Here is a 25,179-nt window from a genome sequence, read left to right as displayed (position 1 = left end):
CCCGGCCTACGATGTTCTCCATCTTCCCTTGGGAGAGGGAGCAAACACGAAAACGGCAATCTAAGGATTGCCGTTTACTTTTATTACCGACTCTGCTTTCTCAACAGATATATAAAGTACGGCGCGCCGATAAAGGTCGACAGCAGGCCCGCCGGGATCTGATACGGAAACAGCACCATCCTTCCGCACCAGTCAGCAAAGACCAGGATCGCTCCGCCCGTCAGCGCAGAGATCACGATATGCGGCAAAGTCCTGCGGAAGCCCATCATACGGGCGATGTGCGGCGCCATTAATCCGACAAAACTGAGCGGGCCGATAGTCATGGTGGCCGTCGCCGTCAGGCACGCGGCCAGCAGCAACAGGGCGATACGCGTTGGCGTCAGCGCCACCCCGACCGCGCGGGCGGTATCCCCACCCAGCGGCAGAATGGTCATCCAGCGACGGCACAGCGGCACAATCGCCAGCAGCACGATCATCACAATCCCGGTATGCACCACCTGACTGCCGGTGGCGTTGTACGTTGAACCGGAAATCCAGGTCAGGATCTGCGCCATGCGCGGATCGCCGCTCGCCTGCAACATCATCAGCAGCATAGTAAACGCGGTGCTGAGCGCCATCCCGGCCAGCAGCATGCGGTGAGGTGAGAACCCCCCTCGCCCGGAGGCGATCAGGATAATCATCAGCGTGACTGCCGCGCCGATACTCCCGGCAGGCATCAGCCAGCCGAACGCATTTCCCGGCACGAGGAACAACATCAACACTACGCCAAACGCGGCTCCGGAGCTGATCCCTAATACTTCCGGGCTTGCCATCGGGTTGCCGGTGAGACGCTGGATAATACAGCCCGCCACCGCCAGCATGACGCCCGCAATCAGCGCGGAGAAGATCCGCGGCCAGCGCCACTGCATGAGTTCATGCAGCAAATCCCCCGTCGCCCAGTGCCAGCCTGTGGCGTCGCGTCCCAGCGAGAGTGCGGCAAACGAGACGATAACCAGCACCGCCAGTCCGGCAAGGCTGAACCACACCACCGACTGACGTTCGGCATGTACTTTATCGCCGGCATCCATTGCCGGGGCGCTAATGCTGCGCAGGCGCGGCAACAGCCACAGCAGCAGCGGCGCGCCGATCAGGGCCGTCACCGAGCCCGTGGAAACTTCCATCCAGACGCGCGCCAGCCAGAGAATGAGTTGATCGGAAAGCCAGAGGATCAGCGCGCCAATCAGCGGAGCCAGCATCAGCCGCGCCAGCAGACGGCGTGCGCCGAGCATTTTTGCCAGCAACGGCGCAAACAGGCCGATAAAACCGATGATGCCGACGGCGTTAACCAGTAACGCACTCAGCACAATCGCCAGGGTCAGGGCCGCCAGACGCGCCAGCGACAGCGCCAGCCCCAGATTGCGCGCCACGCCGTCATCGAGGCCCATCAACGTCAGCGGACGCAGCAGCAGCAGCGTCAGCACCACGCCGCCGAACAGCTGCGGCCACAGGCGCTGGACGATACTCCAGTCGGTCTGGGTGAGCGTGCCGGTACTCCACATAAACATGCTTTGCAGCTGGTCGTGGTGAAACAGCACCAGCAGCTGGTTGATCGCCCCACAGTAGAGGCTGACGACCAGCCCCGCGAGGATCAGCGTGACCGGCGAGAGACGTTTTCCCCAGGCCACGCCAAAGACAAGCGCACCGACCACACATGCGCCTGCCAGCGCGGCAAACTGCGAGGTTAACGCTCCCGGCAGGGTCCAGAGAGTGGTGATGGTGATCCCCAGCTGAGCCCCCGTCGCCACGCCCAGCGTGGTCGGCTCTGCCAGCGGGTTACGCAGCACCTGCTGAAACAGTACGCCCACCAGTCCCAGTCCCGCCCCGACCAGCAGGGAGATAGCCAGACGCGGCAGCAGGCTGTAGTGGAACAGCATTTGCTGAATATTATCGATATCCGGTGCGGCAAACGCGGCTGCCCACTGATCGCGCGGTAACGCCGTGGTCAGGTTAAAGCCGGTTAACACCAGGGCAGCCAGAAACATGAGCGCTAACAGTAACATCGGGAAACGGGCCATACGCGTGCTCATGCCTTGCCTCCCAGTGCATTGTCCAGCACGCGGGCAAAATGCATTGCCGACAGCGTCGCGCCGTAGAACCATACCGCTGGCGCGCGCAGGAAGCGCTGCTCGCGGACGAACGGCATTGCCTGCCAGAGCGGGGTCGCCATCAGGGTTTGCATCTCGCGCTCGTTCCCGTGATCGAAGCACAGCACGTCCACATCACGAAACGCCGCCAGACGGTCAATACCCACGGCGGTACTGCCCCAGAACGTCATCTCGCCTTCCCAGGCATTGCGAATGCCAAAGCTGTCGAGCACTTCCTGGAACAGACAGTTATTTCCAAAGACCAGCATATGGCGGGCATCCAGCAGGGTTACCATCAGCAAAGGCCGATCGCCACGATGGGCAAAGCGCGGCTTGAGGGAATCAATCAGCGCATCAAATTCATCGAGATGTTTTTTCGCCTGAGCCTCACGGTTGAGAAACTGCGCCATCTCGTGGATGGAATTTTTTGCCATGGTCAGCGGCTTTTTGCCGTCGCTAAAGGAAAAGCCCCGTCCGGGCGCAATCTTCGCCATGGTCTCTTCCGACGGGCCATACCCCGCAGACCAGAATAAATAAGACGGTTTCATCTGGGTGAGAAGCTCAAGGTTCGGCTCCGTACGCAGGCCAATGTCGATGACGGAGTCCGGCAGTTTTGGCTCATTCACCCACAGGGTGTAGTTGGGAATATCGGCCACGCCGTAAGGCGTCACGCCAAGCGCCATCATCAGTTCGACGGGCAACCACTCCAGCGCCACGATGCGGTGCGGATCGATAGAGGCAGCGCGGGCCGGACCCATCTTTAACAGCAGCGGTGAGAGCGCCATGGCCGTCAGCAGGCGACGGCGGCTAATGAATGTTGGATCCAGCATCAGTAGACAAAGCTCACGGGTGCAGCACCGGCCGGGTGAGGCAGGATGCCCATAGGAATACCGTAGATATGTTCCAGCGTTTCGCTGCGCATCAGTTCGGCAGGCGTACCCTGAGCGATCATTTCACCGCCGCGCAGCGCTACCAGGTAGTCGCAATAGCGTGCCGCCATGTTGATATCATGCAGAACGGCAATCACCGTCAGGCCGCGCTGCTGACTTAAGCGATGCACCAGCGCCAGGACGTCAACCTGATGCGCAATGTCCAGCGCCGACGTGGGTTCGTCGAGCAGCAGGCAGCGGCTGTCCTGCGCCACCAGCATCGCGATCCATGCGCGCTGACGCTCGCCACCGGACAGGCTATCCACCAGACGGTGCGCCAGCGGTTTTAACCCAACCAGCGCGATCGCCTCTTCCACTTTCTCTCTGTCAGCGACGCCAAAACGCCCGAGCGCACCGTGCCACGGATAACGTCCAATCGCCACCAGCTCGCGCACCGTCATCCCCTCCGCCTGCGGCAACTGCTGCGGCAGATAGGCCACCTTGCGGGCAAAGGCCTTACTGCTCCAGCTCGCCAGCGGCTGGTCATCCAGCAATATGTCGCCCTCGGACGGCGGCTGATGACGACCCAGCATCTTCAGCAGCGTCGATTTACCGGAACCATTGTGCCCGATTAAACCGGTCACTTTACCTGCGGGAAACGTCAAAGAGAGCGGATGCAGCAAGGTGCGCCCGGGTACGCGAAAGGAGAGATTGTTAAGCGTGAAGGTGGAGTCGGATTGCGTTTTATTATCCTGCATGTCAGCCAACTTAAATAAAAAGGGCACGGCGAACCGTGCCCATAAAGAGGTTAGAAGCGGAAGGTCGCGGTGGCAACAACCTGGCGTCCTGCTCCCCAGTAGCATGCATACTCGCTGTAGCAGCTGGAGACGTATTCACGGTCAAAGATGTTGTTCACGTTGACGCCGACGGAAGATCCCGGCAGACCGAAGCGCGCCAGATCGTATTTCACGGTCGCATCCGCCAGGGCATAACCCGCGACGTTAAAGGACTCATAGGCTTTAGGCGACGCTGAGGAGTAGTACGTCACCGTGTTACCGATGTAACGCGCGCCCGCACCGACGGTCAGGCCACTCAGCGCCGTCTCGTGGAAGGTGTAATCCGCCCACAGGGATGCCATGTTGCGCGGTACTTCTGCCGGACGACGACCTTCATACCAGGTATCATGGGTATATTCCGCATCGGTGTAGCTGTAGGCCGCCGTTACGTTCACGTTAGCCGACACCGCCGCTTTCGCTTCCAGCTCAAAGCCACGGGAGCGAATTTCACCGCCCTGCACGCTAAAGCCGCTGGTCGGGTTCGCCGGATCGGCGGTCAGGTTGTTGTTCTTGGTCAGCTGATATACCGCGGCCGTCACCACAACAGGCAGATCTTTCGGAACATACTTCACGCCCGCTTCATACTGCTTGCCGCGCGCCGGATCGAACGGTTTGCCGCCCTGGGTGGTGCCAGAGAGCGGTTCAAAGGATTCACTGTAGCTGAAGTATGGGGTAATCCCGTTGTCGAACAGGTAGTTAATCCCCCCGCGCCAGGTAAATGCCTGATCGTTAATTTCCGCGGTGGTCCCGTTATTACGGTTAAAGGCAGACGTTTTTGCAAAGTCATAGCGGCCACCCATGGTGAGTACCCACTTATCCCATTCCGCCTGATCCTGCGCATAGAGCCCGGTCTGCTCCTGACGATTGAGCATGGCATACGGGAAGTTCACATTGACGTTCGCATTGCCGTGCTGCGGATTGTTCATGCTGATCGGATCGGCGGTACCGTAGTCAGCATCAATATCATTGCGCATACGAAGGTAATCCACCCCCGTCAGCAGCGTATGGTCAACGGCACCGGTCGCGAATTTCGACTGGAGCTGTGTATCAACCGTGAACGAGTTGAGGTCTTCATCTGAGCGCACGTACGCACGGCTGATCTGGGCCGGAGCGATATAGCCATTACCGTAAACTGAACGGTAAAGCGTATTGATTTTGGTATAACGCAGGTTCTGACGCACGGTGAAGGTGTCGTTGAATTCATGCGCGAAGCTGTAACCCACCATTTTCTGACGACGGGAGATCTTATTGTCTTCATCGCCTTCGTTGAAATCGGTCGGCAGTTTGTGCGCCTTTCCGTTAGCATCATAGTAAGGCACAACGGTACCTTCACGCGGCAGCCAGCCGTAGTAACCCGCATCCGGATCGCTCTGGAAGTTGCTCAGGAAAGTGAAATCGGTTTTATCATCAGGACGCCAGCTGAAAGACGGCGCAATCGCGTAACGAGTAGACTTCACCATCTCCTGCTGCGCATTTTCACTGCGTCCCAGGCCGGTCAGACGGTAGGACCACACGCCGTTATCATCAATCGCGTCGCTGAAGTCAAACCCAGTCTGCCACAGGTTATCCGTCCCCATTTTGAACTGAATTTCTTTTAACGGTTCCGTGGTTGGACGCTTGCTGACCATACTCACTACGCCGCCAGGGTGGCTTTTTCCATACAGTACGGACGTCGGGCCTCGCAGCAGCTCTACGCGCTCCAGGAAGTATGGGTCCATCGACGCTTCAGAGTAGTTATCCCCTTGCAGCTTCATACCGTCCAGATACTGGTTGGTGTTCACTGTACTGGAGGTCGTAAAACCACGAATAGAAACCACGTCATAGGTCGTGGAGGCGCCGCGCGTTGCGAAAACGCTCGGCGTGTAGGCCAGCGCCTGTTTAACCGTCCCCGGCTGTTTCATGTCCATCTCTTCACGTGTGACCACGGAAATGGACTGCGGGGTTTTCTCGATCGGTGTATCGGTTTTCGTCGCCGTTGCAGTGCGCTTTGCTGCAATCGTCGGTGCAGGCCCCCAGGCACTCTCCTGCGCAGCCGGTGCGGCAGTAACAGTAATGGTTTCTTCTTTTTTCGGGGTTTCGGCGGCATGAGCATAAGCAGACATGCCGGCAACCGCTGTGGCTACGACGACCGCGATTTTACGCAGCGACGTGTTAATTGGCTGAGCAGTATTGGAAAGCGCCATGATGGATCTCTGATGGAAAAGTGAATGATAACGTAAACGAGAATTATTATTATGACCGCAGAATAATATGCGAAACGTTGGCTGCATAGCAAGCAGTATGCGGCCCTACAAGATTTAAGGGTTTAAGAATTAACCAGATGAAAATAGAGGGTTAATGAAGTTAGCGAAATGATCGCTAAAGCCCGCCGAAACGGGCCGGTGGGCTTAACGATAGAAGAGTTCGAAAGTCGCGACGGCGTCGACTTTCCCGGCTTTAACCTCTCCCGTTTTGATGTAACGGGCTTTGAGTGGGATCTCAACCGGGACGTTGTCCTGGCTACGGGTTATTGCCGTGTAGCTCTGGTCGAACTGTAACACCGCATCGTTCTTGTCGAGGATTTGAATGCCTACGCCGCTTGCAGCGTTGTCTCCGGTAGCAATATTGAGGATATTGCCATCCGTTACGCCAGTCGACCCTGCACTGGTGAACTGATAATCAATTTTTGTCCCGGCGGCGCAGTCCGTAATATCAATCCTGAAACGACTGTCGGTCAGGATGTCAGAATACTGACCGTTAAAATCGTGCGCATTGACCGTTTCCAGCGGCACGTAGATGTTTTTATCCGCCAGGTTACAGGTGTTTGTCGTAATGTGCACACTGGTTGGTGAAAAGCGAATTTCGCCTATCACGTCGTTATCGTAAGTTTCATGTGAGGTTAACAGGGACGTATTAAGATCGCCCTCTTCGACTTCACCAATAACGATCAACTGAGCGGTAGCCCGGAAATTGTAATTCGTTGAAAAGCTTCTGATCGTGCCAAGATAAGTTTCCGGCCTGATAATGTCTTCTTCGGTATAGCTGGGGAACTGGGTTGTAGACGCTGCAACGCGAATGCCAATCCCGGCCACGTTGGTTTTATACACTCCGGGTAAAACATCTTCACGTGCATCAGCATCACTCAATGAGAGATAGCCTCTACGTACCCGAACGGAATCACCATCACATCTTTGCGCAATTTCACCTGATTCCACACTGGCGTCATAAATAATGGTACCGACCTGAACGTCTGGCTCAAGCTGGATGACAGCGGGAATGTTGAAGGTAACAATTCCCCCGCTACTTCCGCCTCCCGTAAATGTACAAGTTGCGAATGCCGGAGCTGAAAACAGCATGATTAGGCCAGCCATTGCGCTGATGAATAGTTCTTTGCTACGCCTCATTGGCAATTTACCGTCATTTTCAAAATAGTTGCTGAGCGCCCGGGAGGGAGATCCCCCGCCCACGCACACCGTTGATCGCGCCCGTCACCCCACTGCACATTCAGGGAAACCGCTTCATGCAGACCGGTAAGCCAGACTTCTCCTTCATCACCGACGATAGCCGTTGCACTTTCCTGCGTGACAATGGCGCCGAAAGGTACCGGCTTGCCGTGGAAAAGCAGCGTGATAAGCGCACGCTTCCCCACTCGTGCATCAAAATTCGCTGAGATGGCCGCACCTTTTGTTGGGACAACATCCTGGGTAGCGGCGGCAATTTCAATATCTTCACGATCCTGGGTGTTGACCGTAATACCGTTTTTCCGGTAGGCCGTCAGGGAAGGGACAATCGCGTTACCAAAGCGATCGGTGTAGATCCCTCGCCCGTTCTGTACTTTGACGTTATCGCCATCTTTGATATGGACAATGGCAAAGGCGTCGCGGACGGATTGCCCCAGGGTTACTCCATGTTCATGCGCAACAATTGAACCCTGCGCGCTGTAGTTCCACTGTCGGTTATCGCCCCCGTAGTTATACCCCAGCCCGACATCACCGGCAGATCCCCGGTAGCGCCCGGATACACTGCCACCATAGCCAGTATCGTGACTGGCATAGGTCTGCTGGAGGTTATAGCTGAGGTTATTGTTCTCAAGTGCCGTGCCGCCGATCCCTACCTGATGCGAAACGAATCCACCGCTGGCAGTGTTGGCGCTGTAAGTTGACCATGCGTTCGCTAGCCAGCGTGAAAGAGGTACGTTGACCATCAACGCCATTTGCCGATCGGTATTGGCGTCCGGCGTACGCGTCAGGCTGTAGCTTACCGACCAGGTTATACCGCGCCAGCCGGAGCTTAGCCCCGCACTGACGCTGCGCTCGTGTCCCGCCATGTTCCAGTAATCCTGCTGATAGCCATTAAGGTAAGCCGATCCCCAGTCCGAAACGCGTTGGGAAAGATTAACCTGCATGCGGCTGCGCCGATTATTGGTTCGCCGATAGGTATAAATCCCATCGTCAATCTCGCTGTCACGCTGGTCGACAGCTTCCTGAAAGGTATAAAACCCTGAGGTGGAATAACGGTAGCTGGCAAGCGTCACGGTGGTGTCTGTATCCGGAATATCCCTGGAATACTGCGCACGCCATGACATCCCGCGGGCATCATCTCGTCCATCATCAAAAGCCGTACGGGCGGCGGTCACATCCACGGATGCCGATCCGAAACGGCCAAGATCGGCCCCTGTTCCCGCCAGCATAGCCTGATACGACGATGCAAGGAGCGCGCCGGCGTATGTTGTTACGCCATAAGGCAGGCCGTAAATGACCGTCCCTTGCAGAAAAGGGGGCTCGTCCTCACCTTCATTACCGCGATAACGCCCTGCCGCCAGCGAATATTTAAATGCTCCTTCCCGCTGTAGCACCGGAACCGATGCACTGGCCTGGATGAAGCTGTGTTCGCTGCCGTCGGCCTCTTCCACCGTCACCTCCAGATCCGCGCCGGATGTGACCTGGCTTAAATCGCGGATCTCAAATGGCCCCGGGGAGACGTTGCTTTGATAAATGGTGTAGCCGTTTTGCCTGATGGTGACTTTTGCATCGCTATTTGCGATACCACGCACCACGGGGGCAAACCCCTGCTGGCTGGTGGGCAGCATGGAAGTATCCGTTTCCAGCTTCACGCCGGTCATTTGGACGCTGTCGAAAAGCTCGCCGTTAGTGTACGTCTGGCCTATCTCAAGCTGGCTTTGCAGGGTTTTGATATCACGTTGCAGCGTACTGGCGATTGCATCCCAACCGGCGTTGTCACTCCAGGTGCTGTTGTTACGCAACCGCCACGCCCCGAGGTTGATCCCCGACTCCAGACCAAGCCATACAGATGACGTTTCACCAGAACGGTAGTGCTGCTGAGAGCCGCTAAACTGGTAGCTTGTCCAGGCGGCGGGAGCACCGTCATCCCAGAATTTCGGCTCGATAGCCCCGGCCGCAGCCTGATCGCGGTATTTTTGCGGGATCACCAGCTTGAGGGTCTGATTATCCTGGTCGTAATCGTAGCGGGCATTATCAATAAAATGGGAGATGTCATCGATTATCGCCGCATCATCCAGATCTTTCATGTCCGGGATCGTGTCGACTTTTACCCCTAATGCACGCAGATCCGCTTTGGTCAGCTCCGGTAACAGGCGCTGCTTATCGTCAGACAAGATCCAACTCACCGTGCGTTTATCCAGAACATCCCGATCCCACATAATGGTCGTCAGAAAGTTTCCCGGCAGTAAGCCATTATCATTGATGAAATTTTTTAGCGTTGAGGTGTTTTCCAGCGGAGTGTCCATCTCAAGGATCCGCAGGTTAAATTCGTCATCTGCACTCACAGGCTGGATCATCGCGAGCAGCGCTAACGCGATTCCCTTCAGAACCTGTTTGTAGAGTGGAGATGACGACATAGGGTACCAGCATTGTGTGTTTAAAGAGCCTGCTTGCGCTGGGAGGTTTGCGCGCCGAAATCGCTAATAGCAGTCCACGTCACGGGCCCGTTTGCAGATTGAGGCACAGAAAAATATTGCTCGCTGAAAGGTGCGACCATCATTGAAATTGCCCCCGGCGTGGTTTTTGTGTCAGTCACAGGGACACTTTTCCCGCCCACGGCCAGCTCGCCAAAGGAGACGTAAAACGGCGTTGGGTTTTTCGCAATGAGCCTGTTACCCTGGCGGCGGAAGGTGATTTTTTCATAGGCCTGAAGGGCATCGGCTTCTTTCAAATCAGCAGGGCGCCAGAACAGCTTCAGACGCGTTTTCATCGCGAATTGCAGCGTATTCTTGTCTTTTAAGTCAGGTGATAACGCCGAGACGGATTTCACATTCGCCAGAAATAAAGATTCGCGATCTGCGGGCAGATTTTTTTTATCGCCGGTAAAAATGATGTGCAAAAGGGTCTGACGATTTTCCTGTAATTTATAGACAGGCGGCGTAATGATGAAAGGTGCTTTTGCATCATTGGGGTAACTCACCCAGCTTTGCACCAGATATCGAGTATGAGGGTCTTTATTTTTTAGTGCTATTTGTACTTCGGATTTATTCGATGGATAAATAATTCGCGTGCCACCGAGAACCACACTTGCCTGTACTGAACAGCAAGAGATAATCAAACATCCACCTAACAATTTTAATAAATAATTCATACTACGTTCCAGAAGGCAGCCCTTTCAGGCTGCCAAAATAGATTTAGCGATAAACAACCTCGAACGTTGCAGATGAGGAGTAGTGACCTGCTGTTGGTTTGTTATCACCAACCTGAATAACTTTCGCGGTGTAATTAAAGACAGATGCTGTGGCGCCAGTGGCATCGTTCGCAACATCGGTACCGGCTTCCGGTTCTGATCCGTTGAAAACCACGTCCCCCTTAGTCCCATTTTCATTACTGACAATGATGCCAACGTTGGTCGCATTGCCAGCGCCGGAAAGATCGTTCTTCAGGCGCTTGTATTCCGCATCCGTTGTGGTGCCGCTGAACTTGAGGTTCAGTTTGGCAACCAGCGGATCGCATTTTTTCACTTCAATCTTAAAGGCCTTCGACGTCCCGACCTGACCGTCAGTGCCAAAATCAGAAGGATAAGTATCTGCAAATGTGACGGTGGAAGTATTGGACCCCGAGCCATCAACATCAATTTCACAGGTATCCGCCACAATTTTTCCGGCGAAATTTACCGTACCAGAATCATTCGCTGCAAATACCGGCAGAGAGAGTGCAGCCATAAGCGTGCTGGCCAACACCGTTGAAACAACATATTTACTCATAACAATATCCTTATATGTGATGATGAAGATATCCATTCTTGATATATACAAAAATGTTGGGAAGTCCTCTAAGGAATATCCTGTGAGGTCAGTAAATTTCTGGAGAGGATTTAATCAGATTATTCTTCATCACGTCTAGATCGCAAAATGATAACACCCGAATAATCGGACACAACTTTCTGTTTTAGATGAAAAAAAGCAAAAATTAATAATTCTACATTTTAAATTTAATAATTTTAAATATAAATGAATGTAAACATAAAAAAAGGCCGCTTAATCATTAAGCGGCCTTTTATTCAGGAAACTAATTAGTTTCCGCCAAACATGTCCTTGATCCAGCCGGCGACACCGTCGCTGTCTTTCTTCTCATTCTGCTGCTGCGGCTGTTGCTGCTGCGGCTGCTGAGGTTGAGAAGACTGATCGAACGGGTTACCTGTCGGTTCTTCTGGCTGACTTTGCTGACACAGCGCATCCGGGTTAGTCGTCCAGACCGGCAGCGTACGCATCCCGCCACCGCAAATAAAGTTGCCCGATGCGTCCACGCCCATATCAACGATATCTTCCGGGGCAACCAGGTTCAGCGGCACCGGAGACTGGTTGGCCAGGTAGCGCTGGTAAATCGACATCGCACCGCTCGCGCCATACAGTTTGGTCGGCTGGTTGTTATCGCGCCCCACCCAGGTGATGACCACTTCACGACCATCAATACCGGCGAACCAGGTATCGACGTTGTTGTTGGTGGTCCCGGTTTTACCCGCCAGATGCAGGCCCGGATACTTCGCTCCCAGCTGACGGCCTGTACCGCGCTGGACAACCTGCTGCATGGTCCACAGCGTCATATAGGCCGCCTGCGCCGGAACTGCACGTTCTGCCTGCGGGAAGCTCTGATACAGCACGGAGCCATCTTCGGCAATCACCGAACGCAGAGCGGAAAGCGGAGCACGGTTACCGCCGCTGGCGATGGTCTGGAACGCCTGCGCCACTTCGATTGGCGTCAGGTTAAGCGCCCCCAGAATCATCGCTGGCACCGGGTGCAGCTGATCTTTCGGTACCCCCAGCTTCTGCCAGGTGTCGGTAATGGCCGGCAGGCCCAGCGCCATTCCGAGGTTAACCGTTGGCACGTTCATCGAGCGGGTTAACGCATCCACCAGCATGACCTGGCCGCTGAACTGTCTGTCATCGTTCTGCGGTGACCAAACCTGGCCGTTAGGCTGGCGCAGGGAAATTGGCGCATCGGCAATCCAGGTATTCAGGCGATAAAGATTCGGCTGGCTCAGCGCGGTCAGATAGGTCGCCGGTTTTGCCAGTGAACCAATTGAACGACGCGCCTGCATGGCACGGTTATAGCCCGCAAACTGCGGCTCAGCGCCACCCACCATGGCACGAACTTCGCCGGTGTTACGGTCAACCACTACCATCGCGGTTTCCAGATCGCTCAGCTTACGCTGCTTTTTCAGCGCCGGAATACCTTCTACCGCCGCTTTTTCTGCGGCGTCCTGTGCCACGGAGTCAAAGGTGGTAAAGATCTTCACGCCGGAGAGATCTTTCACTTTATCCCCGAGCTTAGACTGCAACTCCTGACGCACCATCTGCATAAAGGCTGGCTGCGGAGAAATCACCCCACCACGCGGCTGAACGCCCAGCGGACGCGCGCTCAGCATGTCGTACAGCTCCTGGTCAATCACCTGCTGTTGTTGCAGCAGACGCAGCACCAGGTTACGACGCTCCAGCGCCAGTTTCGGGTTACGCCACGGGTTGTAGATCGACGCGCCTTTCACCATGCCCACCAGCAGTGCCTGCTGGTCAAGGCTCAGCTCTTCTACCGGACGACCAAAGTAGTACAGGCTCGCCAGCGGGAAGCCGCGGATCTCGTTGTCACCGCTCTGACCGAGGTACACCTCGTTCATGTACAGCTCAAGAATACGATCCTTGCTGTAGCGTGCATCCATCAGCACGGCCATGTACGCTTCATTGGCTTTACGCCAGTAAGAGCGTTCGCTGGAGAGGAACAGGTTTTTCACCAGCTGCTGGGTCAGGGTACTCGCCCCCTGCACCGTACGCCCGGCGGTCAGGTTCGCCAGTACCGCACGACCAATGGAGTAAAGGCTAATACCGTCGTGCTCGTAGAAGTGGCGGTCTTCGGTTGCCAGCAGGGTATCTACCAGCAGATCCGGGAAGCCATTACGCGCCACGAACAGGCGCTGTTCGCCGTTTGCGGACGACAGCATGGTGATGAGGCGCGGATCGAGACGGAAGAAACCGAACTGGCGATCGTTATCCATGTTCTCAATGGTTTCCAGACGATCGCCGTCAAAGGTCAGACGCGCGCGCACCTGCCCTTCTTTACTGTCCGGGAAGTCGAACGGACGGCGGATCATCTCAATGCTTTTCGCCTGGACGGTAAATTCACCCGGACGGGTCATTTTCGTGACCTGACGATACTGCGTGGCTTGCAGCAGCTTCACCATCTCGTTCTTGCTGATGGACATGTCCGGCTCAAGGTTCACCATGCGACCGTACACTGCCGCAGGCAATTGCCAGACTTTCCCGTCGATACGGCTGCGGATCTTCTGATCCAGATAAACGCCGTAAATCGCGATCAGGACAACAAAAACAATGAACAGCTTCAGCAGCAACCAGAACCAGCCGCGCTTACCACGAGGCTTACGCCCTTTGCCTTTCCCTTTACGTGGCATCGGTTCTTCATCCTCATAATCGTCTTCATAGTCATCGTCATACTCCTCATCTCTGAGGCGACGACGGCTTACCTTTTCTTTCGCCGGACGCGTCGGCTTTCCCTTACGTCCTATTGGCTCGCGGTCATTCCCCGCCATGCTTTTTCTCCGCAACATTCAGGCGCAAAGGCCAGATTTTCTTATCTTGCACAGGTCAGTGAAAGAAGAAATCTCTCAAAGTTTGTTTCTCCCTCTCCCTGTGGGAGAGGGCCGGGGTGAGGGCATCAGGCCGCACTCCCCTTTTCGATCCATTACGAATATTTCTTCGTGCGCCGTGTCGGCGCGGTATTCGCCGGATCGTCCGGCCAGACGTGTTTGGGATATCGCCCTTTCATCTCTTTCTGCACTTCACGATAGCTCCCCGCCCAGAACGCCCCCAGATCGCGGGTGATCTGCAAGGGACGATGCGCAGGCGAAAGCAGCTCAAGCACTAACGGCACGCGCCCTTCAGCGATGGATGGCGTGGTGGCCTCACCAAACATCTCCTGCATCCGAACCGCCAGCGCCGGCGGATTATCCTCATGATAACGAATGGCAATCCGGCTCCCGGTTGGCACAGTGTAATGCCCAGGCAGTTCACTATCCAGACGTTGACGTAACGACCAGTCCAGTAAATTCTGTAACGCTGCCTTAACATCAAGCGCCTTCAGGGCGCGCAGCGAGTGTACGCCGTTCATCTGCGGCAACAGCCATTGTTCAAGCGTCGCGAGCAGCGTCTCATCATTCACCGCTGGCCACCCCTGTTCCGGCAGCCACTTCGCGGCGCAATGCAGGCGAATGCGATACTGTTCGGCCTCCGGCGTCCAGTTCAGTACGCTCAGCCCTTTTTCCCGAATGCCGTTCAGCATCGCCTGGTGTAACTCTTCCTCCGACGGCTTCGCCAGCGGTTTCGTCCCGAGCGTCAGTTTGCCAATCTGGCTACGACGTAACGCCTTCAGCGTGCCCTGGGCATCATCCCATTCCACGATGTCAGATTGCTGAAGCAGCTGCGGGCAGGCACGCGTCAGGGCGTCAATATCCACGGCAACCGCCTGTAAAATACGCGCGTCCGGGGAGTGGCTGCCCTGGAGCAAGAGCGGCGCGATCAGCCATTCGTGACGCGTCAGGGCGTCATCGCTGTCCAGCATCGCGCCCATCCCATTTGCCAGCTGATAGCGACCATCCAGCCCGCGACGGCGCGCGATCCTGTCCGGGAAGGCCTGGGCCAGCAGAGGGATAACTTTATCGCTGTCAGGCGAACCGCCCCGGCAATTCAGGCGTTTACACAGCTGCTGCGCGCGTTGTTGCCAGTTTCCCTGATGGCGAGAAAAGGCCTGTCCCAGATCGCTGCTGCCACCGCGCGGCGGCTCCTCAAGAATAGCCGCCAGTTTTGCCGCCGTGGCAATTTCATCGTCGCCCTGTGCTGCCACCAGCATTGCCGCCAGACGCGGATCGTTGCCCAGCGCCGCCATTTTCTGACCGCGCGCCGTCAGTCGCTCGTCTTCCAGCGCGCCAAGCTGGGTCAGCAGGCTGCGCGCGGCGGAAAGGTTCACGACAGGCGGAGGATTAAGCCAGGTGAGCTGGTCAGGGTCCGGGCAGCCCCACTGCATCAGATCCATCACCAGCCCGGAGAGATCGCTTTGTAAAATCTCAGGCGTGCTCTGCAATGCCGCACGCTCCGCCTGCTCGGCGCTGGTTAAATGCAGGCAAATACCCGGCTCAAGACGCCCTGCTCGCCCTGCGCGCTGCACCATTGAGGCCTGGCTGATGCGCTGCGTCAGTAGCCTGGTCAGCCCGGTACGCGGATCAAAACTGGCCACCCTCTCCTGCGTACTGTCCACCACCAGGCGAATGCCTTCGATGGTCAAACTGGTTTCCGCGATATTGGTTGCCAGCACCACTTTGCGCTGCCCCGCCGGTGCGGGAAGGATCGCCTTGCGCTGGTCAGCCAACGGCAGCGCGCCGTAGAGCGGGCACAGCATAACGTCACTGTTCACCCGGGATGCCAGCTGCTCCTGTACGCGCTGGATTTCGCCTACGCCGGGTAAAAACAGCAGCAGCGAGCCGGGTTCCTGACGGAGCAATTCGGCGGTGGCGATGGCAACCGCTTCGTCAAAACGCTGATGGGCAGGCAGCGGCTGATAGCGGCGCTCGACCGGGAACGCACGCCCTTCAGAGGAGATCATCGGCGCGTCAGGGAGCGTCTGCCGGAGCCGCTCGTTATCCAGCGTCGCCGACATAATCAGCAACCGAAGGTCGTCGCGCAGCCCCTGCTGAACGTCGAGCAGCAGCGCAAGGGCCAGATCGGCCTGGAGGCTGCGCTCGTGAAATTCATCAAGGATCACCAGCCCGACGCCGGTCAGCTCCGGATCGTTTTGCAGCATACGGGTGAGAATACCTTCGGTGACCACCTCCAGCCGCGTGGACGGTCCAACGCAGGTTTCGGCGCGCATCCGGTACCCTACCGTCTCGCCCGGTTTTTCATTCAGCAGTTCAGCCAGGCGCTGCGCCACATTGCGCGCCGCCAGCCTGCGCGGCTCCAGCAGGATAATTTTCCCGCTGATGCTCCCCTCGCGCAGAATTTGCAGGGGCAGCCAGGTGGATTTACCCGCTCCGGTGGGCGCGCTGAGCAAAACCTGTGGCGCATGTTCTAAGGCTGCGAGTAGCTCAGGAAGGACGACGGCGACGGGCAAAGAGGACACTTACGGCTCCAGAGGGTTAACATTAATCGGCGTACATTGTAGCATCGGCGCATATCATTACCGAGTCTTGCGCATGTCTGAGTCAAAACGGCTATTCTTCGCCATTGAATTACCCACCACGCTTCAACGGCAGATTGTTCGCTGGCGCGCCAGCCACTTCCCCGCAGAAGCGGGCCGCCCCGTCGTCGCCGCCAATATGCACCTGACGTTAGCCTTTCTTGGTGAAGTAAGCGCTGAAAAGCAGCGCGCGTTAAGCGCAATGGCCGGACGCATTTCGCAGCCGGGGTTTACGCTGCATCTTGACGATGCCGGGCAATGGCTGCGCTCTCGGGTGGTCTGGCTGGGGACGCGGCAGCCCCCTCGCGGACTGCTACAGCTCGCCAACATGCTGCGGGCGCAGGCCGCGCGCAGCGGCTGTTATCAGAGCCCGCAGCCGTTTCATCCCCACATTACCCTGCTGCGCGATGCGGGTCAGGCCGTTGCCATCCCGCCACCGGGCTTTCACTGGTCCTTTCAGGTGAATGAATTTGCGCTGTACGAATCTGCCTTTGTACAAGGACGCACCCGCTATACTCCGCTTCAGCGCTGGACGCTGGGCGACACGTTAAGGAATCCTGATGAAGTTTAGCCCTGCACTCCAGCCCGCCACGCTGATCCAGCGTTACAAACGCTTTCTCGCTGACGTGATCACCCCTGAGGGCGAAACGCTCACGCTGCACTGCCCTAACACCGGCGCCATGACCGGTTGCGCCACGCCGGGTGACACGGTCTGGTATTCCACATCAGAAAATACTAAACGCAAATATCCTCATACCTGGGAAATGACCGAGACGCAAAGCGGGGCATTTATTTGCGTGAATACCCTGCGCGCAAATCAGCTGGTTAAGGAAGCCCTGACAAATGGAATGCTTCCTGAACTGGTGGGTTACGGCACGCAAAAAAGCGAAGTGAAATATGGCGATGAAGGCAGCAGAATTGATTTTATGTTACAGGCGGAAGACCGCCCTGAGTGCTATATTGAAGTGAAATCAGTGACGTTAGCGGAACAGGAAAACGGCTTCTTTCCGGATGCGGTAACGCTACGTGGCCAGAAGCATCTGCGAGAGCTAATGAGTGTAGCGGCGGCGGGCAAGCGCGCCGTGTTGCTGTTTGCGGTTCTGCATTCAGCCATTGAACGGTTTTCCCCGGCCCGTCATATTGATCCTAAATACGCGCAATTGTTGAATGAGGCACAAAAGCAGGGGGTAGAGATTTTCGCCTATAAAGCGGAACTTTCTGCCGATAATATGACTCTGAGATCCTCTCTTCCCATTGTCTTATAAGGGATTAGACGATTGACTAATAAGTGTTCTGGCCGCGTGCGCAAATACGCTTTTCCTCACAGGGTTGTCAAGTGTTACGTTTAGATAATTGCCATACGGAAAAGCATCTGCTATTTATAGCGACCTGATTTTTCCCCCAACACGGGGATCGATAGTGCGTGTTAAGGAGAAGCAACATGCAAGAAGGGCAAAACCGTAAAACATCGTCCCTGAGTATTCTCGCCATCGCTGGGGTGGAGCCGTATCAAGAGAAGCCGGGCGAAGAGTATATGAACGAAGCCCAGCTGTCGCACTTCAAGCGTATTCTTGAAGCATGGCGTAATCAACTCAGGGATGAAGTCGATCGCACCGTTACACATATGCAGGATGAAGCTGCTAACTTCCCGGACCCGGTCGACCGTGCCGCTCAGGAAGAAGAGTTCAGCCTCGAACTGCGTAACCGTGACCGCGAGCGCAAACTGATCAAAAAGATCGAAAAAACGCTGAAGAAGGTCGAGGACGAAGATTTTGGCTACTGCGAATCCTGCGGTGTTGAAATCGGTATTCGTCGCCTGGAAGCGCGTCCAACAGCCGATCTGTGCATCGACTGTAAAACGCTGGCAGAAATCCGCGAAAAACAGATGGCCGGCTAACGCCTGCCCTCTCACTACTCAGCTAAGGCGGGAGTCTCTCCCGCCTTGTTACCGTTGATATGTCTGAATCTCACTATATCGGGCGCTTTGCGCCATCTCCCTCCGGTGAATTACACTTCGGCTCATTAATTGCCGCGCTCGGCAGCTACCTACAGGCTCGCGCCCGCCAGGGTCAATGGCTGGTCCGCATTGAAGATATCGATCCTCCACGTGAAGTTCCCGGTGCAGCAGACACTATTCTGCGTCAGCTGGAACATTACGGTCTTCACTGGGACGGCGACGTACTCTGGCAGTCTCAACGCCATGATGCCTACCGTGAACGTCTGGCGTGGCTTGCTGAACAGGGCCTTTCCTATAACTGCACCTGCACGCGGGCGCGTATTCAGAGCGTAGGTGGCGTTTATGACGGCCACTGCCGTACGCGGCACAACGGTCCTGAGAATGCCGCCGTACGGCTGATACAGCGTTCTCCGGTGACGCAGTTTACCGACGTACTCTCAGGAACAATTCAGGCGGATGAACGCCTGGCGCGTGAAGATTTTATTATTCACCGTCGTGATGGTTTGTTTGCCTATAACCTGGCGGTGGTTATCGATGACCATTTCCAGGGCGTTACGGAAATCGTGCGCGGGGCGGATCTGGTTGAGCCTACCGTGCGGCAAATATCGCTTTACCAGCAGTTTGGCTGGGCGGTGCCGGATTACATCCATCTGCCGCTGGCAGTCAATGAACAGGGAAATAAGCTATCGAAACAGAATCATGCCCCGGCGCTGCCTGACGGCGATCCGCGCCCGGTTTTGATCGACGCGCTGCGATTTCTCAACCAGAATGTAACGCAGGAATGGCAGGATCTGAGTCTGGATGAATTGCTGAAAACGGCCATTGCTGACTGGACGCTTATGGCCGTGCCAAAAATCCAGCATTCTCAAATGCGTTGCGCTGAGCTATGATTAGCCGCTTTTTTGATAACAAAACACACTACGAGGTGTACTATTTTTACCCGAGTCGCTAATTTTTGCCGTAAAGTGCTGAGCCGCGAAGAGAGCATGGCGAACGACGCTATTGCACAGCCACACATGTCGGTCATTCCGCGTGAGCAGCACAATATTTCCCGCAAAGATATCAGTGAAAATGCCCTCAAGGTGCTCTATCGTCTGAATAAAGCAGGCTACGAGGCCTATCTCGTCGGCGGCGGGGTGCGCGATTTACTGCTGGGCAAAAAACCAAAAGATTTCGACGTGACGACCAGCGCCACGCCTGAGCAGGTGCGTAAATTATTCCGCAACTGCCGTCTGGTTGGCCGCCGTTTCCGTCTGGCGCACGTGATGTTTGGACCGGAAATTATTGAAGTGGCGACCTTCCGCGGTCACCACGAAGCGGGCGTTAACGATCGCACGACTTCCCAGCGCGGCCAAAACGGCATGCTGCTGCGTGACAACATCTTCGGCTCTATTGAAGAAGATGCTCAGCGTCGCGATTTCACCATCAACAGTCTTTACTACAGCGTGGCGGATTTTACCGTGCGCGATTACGTCGGCGGTATGCAGGATCTGAAAGACGGTCTGATTCGCCTGATCGGCACGCCGGAAACACGCTATCGCGAAGATCCGGTCCGAATGCTGCGCGCTGTGCGTTTCGCCGCCAAGCTGAACATGCGTATCAGCCCGGAAACCGCAGAGCCGATCCCGCGCCTGGCGACGCTGATCAACGACGTGCCCCCTGCCCGTCTGTTTGAGGAGTCGTTAAAGCTGCTCCAGGCAGGCTACGGGTTTGAAACCTACAACCTGCTGCGTGAGTACAACCTGTTCCAGCCGCTGTTCCCGACCATTACCCGCTACTTCACCGAAAACGGTGACAGCGCAATGGAGCGGATAATTGCGCAGGTGCTGAAGAACACCGATACCCGTATTCATAACGATATGCGCGTGAATCCGGCGTTCCTGTTCGCGGCCATGTTCTGGTATCCGCTGCTGGAAACGGCGCAGCGCATTACCCAGGAGAGCGGTCTCGCCTATTATGATGCGTTCGCGCTGGCGGCAAACGACGTGCTGGACGAAGGCTGTCGCACGCTGGCGATCCCGAAACGTATTACCACGCTGGTGCGTGATATCTGGCAGCTTCAGCTGCGTATGTCCCGCCGTCAGGGTAAACGCGCCTGGAAGCTGATGGAGCATCCTAAGTTCCGCGCCGCGTTCGATCTGCTCTCTCTGCGTGCTGAAGTGGAAAGGAACCCGGAACTACAGCGCCTGGCGCAGTGGTGGGGCGAGTTTCAGGTTTCTGCGCCACCGGAGCAGAAAGATATGCTTACGGATCTGGATGATGAACCGGCACCGCGCCGTCGTCACCGTCGCCCGCGCAAGCGCGCACCGCGTCGTGAAGGTACGGCATGACCCTTGCATATATCGCCATCGGCAGCAATCTGGCCTCTCCGCTGGAGCAGGTTAACGCTGCCGTGCAGGCCCTGGGAGAGATCCCCCAAAGCCGCATTGTCGCGCTGTCCTCATTTTACCGTACGCCGCCGCTCGGCCCGCAGGATCAACCTGATTATCTGAACGCCGCCGTGGTGCTGGAAACGACCCTTGACGCAGAAACGCTGCTGGATAATACCCAGTGTATTGAGCTACAGCAGGGTCGTGTCCGCAAAGCCGAACGCTGGGGACCGCGCACGCTCGATCTCGATATTATGCTTTTCGGTCACGAGGTGATTAACACCGAACGCCTCACCGTTCCGCATTACGACATGAAAAACCGTGGGTTTATGCTCTGGCCACTGTTTGAAGTCGCGCCCGATCTCACCTTCCCTGACGGCGCCTCGCTGCAAGCCGTTCTGCAAAATCTCAACGCGGATAAACCGGCCCGCTGGTAATCCCGCCTCCGCATCGATTAACCATTCCTTATTTGCGGTTAATCGATTGCCTAAAATCATTGTTCCCTCAAATGTTACTGTTAGAATGCGCAAAGATTCGCTTTTGGGCCATCAGGAAACAGTATGAAACCAACCACCATCTCCTTATTGCAGAAATGCAAACAGGAAAAAAAACGCTTCGCCACTATCACCGCGTATGACTACAGCTTCGCAAAACTGTTTGCCGAAGAAGGGATCAACGTCATGCTGGTCGGAGACTCGTTAGGGATGACGGTACAAGGACATGATTCCACTCTGCCGGTCACGGTCGAGGATATTGCTTACCATACCCGCGCCGTGCGCCGGGGTGCCCCCGCCTGCCTGCTGCTTTCCGATCTGCCGTTTATGGCGTATGCCACCCCGGAGCAGGCCTTCGAAAATGCGGCGACAGTGATGCGCGCCGGCGCCAATATGGTCAAAATCGAAGGCGGCGCCTGGCTGGTCGATACGGTGAAAATGCTCACCGACCGCGCCGTGCCGGTTTGTGGTCATTTGGGGCTGACGCCGCAGTCGGTCAACATCTTTGGCGGATATAAGGTGCAGGGCCGAGGCGATGCGGCGCAGACGCTGTTTGATGATGCCGTGGCGCTGGAAGCCGCGGGCGCGCAGCTGCTGGTGCTGGAGTGTGTGCCGGTTGAGCTGGCTAAGCGTATCACTGAGGCGCTGTCGATTCCGGTGATCGGTATCGGCGCGGGTAACGTCACCGATGGCCAGATTCTGGTCATGCACGACGCCTTCGGGATCACCGGCGGCCACATTCCAAAATTTGCTAAAAATTTCCTGTCAGAAGCAGGCGACATGCGTGCTGCTGTGCGGCAGTATATTGCCGAGGTTGAGTCCGGCGTTTATCCGGGCGAAGAACACAGTTTCCATTAAGGAGTCCAGGTGTGCTAATCATAGAAACCCTGCCGCTGCTGCGTCAGCATATTCGTCGGGCGCGTCAGGAAGGTAAACGTATCGCCCTTGTTCCAACCATGGGCAACCTGCACGACGGCCATATGAAGCTGGTCGATGAAGCGAGAGCCCGGGCAGATATCGTGGTGGTCAGTATCTTCGTTAACCCGATGCAGTTCGATCGCGAAGACGATCTGGCGCGCTACCCACGTACCTTGCAGGAAGATTGCGAGAAGCTCAAAAAACGTCATGCGGATATCGTCTTCGCACCGGCACCCGCAGATGTGTATCCCCAGGGTACCACTGAATCGACCTACGTCGACGTGCCGGGTATTTCGACCATGCTGGAGGGCGCCAGCCGCCCGGGCCATTTCCGTGGCGTCTCCACCATCGTCAGCAAGCTGTTTAACCTTGTGCAGCCGGACATCGCCTGCTTTGGCGAGAAAGATTTCCAGCAGTTGGCGCTGATCCGCAAAATGGTTGCCGACATGGGCTACGACATCGAGATCGTCGGCGTACCGATTGTGCGTGCGAAAGATGGCCTGGCGCTCAGTTCCCGTAACGGCTATCTGACCGCCGAACAGCGTAAAATTGCGCCGGGCTTAAGCAAAGTCATGAATACGATGGCAGAGCAACTGCTGGCAAAAGAGTTAACAGCAGAAGAGATTATCGCCCTGGCTGAACAGGCGCTGAACGAGAAAGGTCTTCGTGCTGACGACGTTCAAATTCGGGATGCCGATACGCTTCTGGCACTTACAGAGACCAGCAAACGTGCGGTAATTCTGGTGGCGGCATGGCTCGGCCAGGCCCGCCTTATCGATAACAAAGTGGTTGAGCTGGCGTAGTTTTTCTACCCGGAAGATGAAAGGTAAACGTAATGATTCGCAAAATGCTGCAAGGTAAGCTTCACCGTGTGAAAGTCACTCAGGCCGACCTGCATTATGAAGGCTCCTGCGCGATCGACCAGGATTTTCTCGACGCGGCGGGTATTCTCGAAAACGAAGCCATTGATATCTGGAACGTAAATAACGGCAAACGCTTCTCTACCTACGCCATTGCCGCTGAGCGCGGGTCCAAAATCATCTCCGTCAACGGGGCGGCGGCGCACTGCGCGGACGTAGGCGATATCGTGATTATCGCCAGCTTTGTCATGATGTCTGACGAAGAAGCGCGTCGCTGGCAGCCAAAAGTAGCCTACTTTGAAGGCGACAATGAGATGAAACGTACCGCGAAGGCGATTCCGGTACAGGTTGCCTGATAATATTTATCCCACGACCCATTCCTGCGCATTTATTAAATGAATGGGTCTTTAAAAAGCATTTATAGAATTAATATTCAAACTCTCCCCGCACAACCAGACAATCCCATCACATTGATAATAAATAATTTTAAATTTACTAAACTATTCATTTAGTTTAAATCACGCACAACATCTATATTTCATTGAGATTAACAATATAATTCGCCACGAAATTTAATTTCAAATAAAAGATTTACGGGCACTTATTATTCACTCAACGAATATGGATATTTAAATGATTTCTAAAAAATATGGTTTGGCAATTGCTATGGCAAGCGTATTGGCTGCGGGTTCAGCGGTAGCGGCAGATCCTGACACCGGCACTATTACTTTCCACGGCATGGTTTCTAACAATACTTGCCAGGTCTCCCTTGACCAGAAAATCGATCAGAACGGTAACGATTTTGATGTGACTCTGGACACTGTATTTGTGCGTGATTTCGCAAACGCACTGGGTAGCACCAGCACCCTGGGTGAAAAGAAATTCAGCCTTTCACTGACCGGTTGTGATACCGCAACTGTGAAGAAAGCATCTGCACAGTTCTCTTCCTGGGCTGGCTCCTCTTCTACCGAAGGCGGTCTGCTGGTTCCACCAAGCAATGCTCAGGGTTCAGCTAAGAACGTTAACCTGGTGCTGTCAAACGACGGTAACTCAGCTGTCGATCAGATCAAAATTGACCAGACTAACAACTCCCAGAAAGCAACCATCGATGAAACTTCTGGCGCAGGAAACCTGTACTACCGCGTAGCGTACACCCAGGGTCAGGGTTGGGATGCAACAAGTAATCCAGTTTCTGCTGGTACCGTGCAGGCACAGGTTGCCTTCACCATGATTTACGAATAAGAGATTCGTAAACTTTAAATTAAGCAATCCTTCATGATGAATGAGGGATTGCTTGTGTAATTCCAAAAGGAAGTGGAAAAAATGTCTCATTCAGTCTTCATTAAAAGTTTTCAAGCCGTATTGCTCGCAACTGCCGTTTTGGCCACATCGAATGCAAGTGCGGATATTGTTATTTCCGGCACCCGTATTATCTATCCACAGTCATCGAAGGATGTTGTTGTTAATCTCGATAACCATGGAACCAAACCGCTTTTGGTTCAAACCTGGCTTGATGATGGGCGTGATGGCGTAAATCCGGAAGAGTTAAAGCTTCCTTTTATCATTACCCCTCCAGTATCCCGTATTGACCCGAAAAAAGGCCAATCCGTACGTATTACCTACACAGGTACACCTTTACCACAGGATCGTGAATCGCTTTTCTGGTTCAATGTCCTGGAGATTCCACCAAAATCAAAAGCTGCGGATAAAGAGAATCTTAACCAGCTTCAGCTGGCATTCAGAACACGTATTAAATTCTTTTACCGTCCTGACGGGTTAAAAGGCTCGGCAGGTGAAGCAGCTGAGCATTTGACATGGACGCAGAAAAAAGAAGGAAACGCGGTTAAGCTTGTTGCCCATAATAATTCACCGTATAACGTCTCCGTTTCGGCGGTAACCATTAAAGCCAGTCAAAAAACATACGACGTTGATCATAAGGCCGTTCCACCGTTCAGTGATACCACAATGACGGTTAAAGGTTTAGCTTCTGCCGTAAATGGTAAAGTAGAGTTTGATTCTATTAATGACTATGGCGGCACAGACCATCACGAAGCGGGACTAAAATAGAGCACC

At 55.2% G+C, this 25,179-nt stretch carries 21 protein-coding genes; 11 read left to right on the top strand and 10 right to left on the bottom strand.

Annotation, left to right across the window (positions count from 1 at the left end):
- Positions 1-83: 83 nt before the first annotated feature.
- The 10 genes from fhuB to hrpB form a co-directional block, all read right to left on the bottom strand.
- On the bottom strand, positions 84-2,066 hold the full coding sequence (fhuB, locus tag SK50_RS06440; protein WP_048229208.1) for a Fe(3+)-hydroxamate ABC transporter permease FhuB: 1,983 nt from the start codon (positions 2,064-2,066) through the stop codon (positions 84-86).
- On the bottom strand, positions 2,063-2,953 hold the full coding sequence (gene fhuD / locus SK50_RS06435) for a Fe(3+)-hydroxamate ABC transporter substrate-binding protein FhuD (RefSeq protein ID WP_045344477.1): 891 nt from the start codon (positions 2,951-2,953) through the stop codon (positions 2,063-2,065). Before fhuD ends, fhuB begins: the two co-directional genes overlap by 4 nt.
- A complete protein-coding gene (fhuC, locus tag SK50_RS06430) occupies positions 2,953-3,750 on the bottom strand; it encodes a Fe3+-hydroxamate ABC transporter ATP-binding protein FhuC (protein WP_003856242.1) in 798 nt (265 codons plus the stop codon). The genes fhuD and fhuC overlap by 1 nt, the downstream gene beginning before the upstream one ends.
- Positions 3,751-3,800: 50 nt before the next feature.
- Complete coding sequence (fhuA, locus tag SK50_RS06425) at positions 3,801-6,011, bottom strand: ferrichrome porin FhuA (RefSeq protein ID WP_015572711.1); 2,211 nt, start codon at positions 6,009-6,011, stop codon at positions 3,801-3,803.
- A 204-nt stretch (positions 6,012-6,215) separates the two neighbouring features.
- Complete coding sequence (locus SK50_RS06420) at positions 6,216-7,163, bottom strand: fimbrial protein (protein ID WP_223826492.1); 948 nt, start codon at positions 7,161-7,163, stop codon at positions 6,216-6,218.
- Between the two features lie 44 nt (positions 7,164-7,207).
- Positions 7,208-9,685, bottom strand: coding sequence for a fimbria/pilus outer membrane usher protein (locus SK50_RS06415; protein WP_047728719.1), 2,478 nt, complete (start codon positions 9,683-9,685; stop codon positions 7,208-7,210).
- Between the two features lie 20 nt (positions 9,686-9,705).
- The gene (locus tag SK50_RS06410) at positions 9,706-10,419 is read right to left on the bottom strand and encodes a fimbrial biogenesis chaperone (RefSeq protein ID WP_032682231.1); all 714 of its coding nucleotides are present in this window, start codon (positions 10,417-10,419) and stop codon (positions 9,706-9,708) included.
- Between the two features lie 43 nt (positions 10,420-10,462).
- Positions 10,463-11,071, bottom strand: coding sequence for a fimbrial protein (locus SK50_RS06405; protein ID WP_015572710.1), 609 nt, complete (start codon positions 11,069-11,071; stop codon positions 10,463-10,465).
- A gap of 272 nt (positions 11,072-11,343) precedes the next feature.
- Entirely contained in the window at positions 11,344-13,869 is a 2,526-nt protein-coding gene (mrcB, locus tag SK50_RS06400) for a bifunctional glycosyl transferase/transpeptidase (protein WP_015572709.1), read from the bottom strand.
- 152 nt (positions 13,870-14,021) lie between these two features.
- A complete protein-coding gene (gene hrpB / locus SK50_RS06395) occupies positions 14,022-16,451 on the bottom strand; it encodes an ATP-dependent helicase HrpB (protein ID WP_032620933.1) in 2,430 nt (809 codons plus the stop codon).
- 73 nt (positions 16,452-16,524) lie between these two features.
- On the opposite strand from hrpB, the gene thpR reads away from it, so the two are divergent.
- The 11 genes from thpR to SK50_RS06340 all read left to right on the top strand — a co-directional run bounded on the left by thpR (position 16,525) and on the right by SK50_RS06340 (position 25,173).
- Positions 16,525-17,079: an RNA 2',3'-cyclic phosphodiesterase gene (gene thpR / locus SK50_RS06390; protein WP_003856249.1), complete on the top strand. Its 555-nt coding sequence runs from the start codon at positions 16,525-16,527 to the stop codon at positions 17,077-17,079.
- Positions 17,069-17,773: a DNA/RNA nuclease SfsA gene (gene sfsA / locus SK50_RS06385; RefSeq protein WP_017694492.1), complete on the top strand. Its 705-nt coding sequence runs from the start codon at positions 17,069-17,071 to the stop codon at positions 17,771-17,773. Before thpR ends, sfsA begins: the two co-directional genes overlap by 11 nt.
- A 176-nt stretch (positions 17,774-17,949) precedes the next feature.
- A complete protein-coding gene (gene dksA / locus SK50_RS06380; RefSeq protein ID WP_001155232.1) occupies positions 17,950-18,405 on the top strand; it encodes an RNA polymerase-binding protein DksA in 456 nt (151 codons plus the stop codon).
- 59 nt (positions 18,406-18,464) lie between these two features.
- Positions 18,465-19,355: a tRNA glutamyl-Q(34) synthetase GluQRS gene (gluQRS, locus tag SK50_RS06375; protein WP_023303096.1), complete on the top strand. Its 891-nt coding sequence runs from the start codon at positions 18,465-18,467 to the stop codon at positions 19,353-19,355.
- Between the two features lie 42 nt (positions 19,356-19,397).
- Positions 19,398-20,795 (top strand): polynucleotide adenylyltransferase PcnB, encoded by a 1,398-nt coding sequence (pcnB, locus tag SK50_RS06370; RefSeq protein ID WP_026080645.1) that lies wholly within the window; start codon positions 19,398-19,400, stop codon positions 20,793-20,795.
- Positions 20,792-21,271 (top strand): 2-amino-4-hydroxy-6-hydroxymethyldihydropteridine diphosphokinase, encoded by a 480-nt coding sequence (gene folK / locus SK50_RS06365; RefSeq protein WP_045344474.1) that lies wholly within the window; start codon positions 20,792-20,794, stop codon positions 21,269-21,271. Before pcnB ends, folK begins: the two co-directional genes overlap by 4 nt.
- A gap of 123 nt (positions 21,272-21,394) precedes the next feature.
- Positions 21,395-22,186: a 3-methyl-2-oxobutanoate hydroxymethyltransferase gene (panB, locus tag SK50_RS06360; protein ID WP_015572705.1), complete on the top strand. Its 792-nt coding sequence runs from the start codon at positions 21,395-21,397 to the stop codon at positions 22,184-22,186.
- A gap of 11 nt (positions 22,187-22,197) precedes the next feature.
- Positions 22,198-23,049, top strand: a complete 852-nt coding sequence (gene panC, locus SK50_RS06355; RefSeq protein ID WP_003856282.1) for a pantoate--beta-alanine ligase — start codon at positions 22,198-22,200, stop codon at positions 23,047-23,049.
- A gap of 32 nt (positions 23,050-23,081) precedes the next feature.
- Positions 23,082-23,462, top strand: coding sequence for an aspartate 1-decarboxylase (panD, locus tag SK50_RS06350; protein WP_003856284.1), 381 nt, complete (start codon positions 23,082-23,084; stop codon positions 23,460-23,462).
- A 277-nt stretch (positions 23,463-23,739) separates the two neighbouring features.
- Positions 23,740-24,348 carry a fimbrial protein gene (locus tag SK50_RS06345; protein WP_017383757.1) on the top strand — a complete coding sequence of 203 codons (609 nt, stop codon included), beginning with the start codon at positions 23,740-23,742 and terminating at the stop codon, positions 24,346-24,348.
- 81 nt (positions 24,349-24,429) lie between these two features.
- Entirely contained in the window at positions 24,430-25,173 is a 744-nt protein-coding gene (locus tag SK50_RS06340; protein ID WP_015572704.1) for a fimbrial chaperone, read from the top strand.
- The last annotated feature ends 6 nt before the right edge of the window (positions 25,174-25,179 follow it).

This window comes from Enterobacter sp. BWH64 (assembly GCF_001037645.1).
GTDB lineage: Bacteria > Pseudomonadota > Gammaproteobacteria > Enterobacterales > Enterobacteriaceae > Enterobacter > Enterobacter hormaechei_C.
Note: the sequence above shows the minus strand (reverse complement) of the source record. Positions and strands in the feature narration are given on the sequence as shown.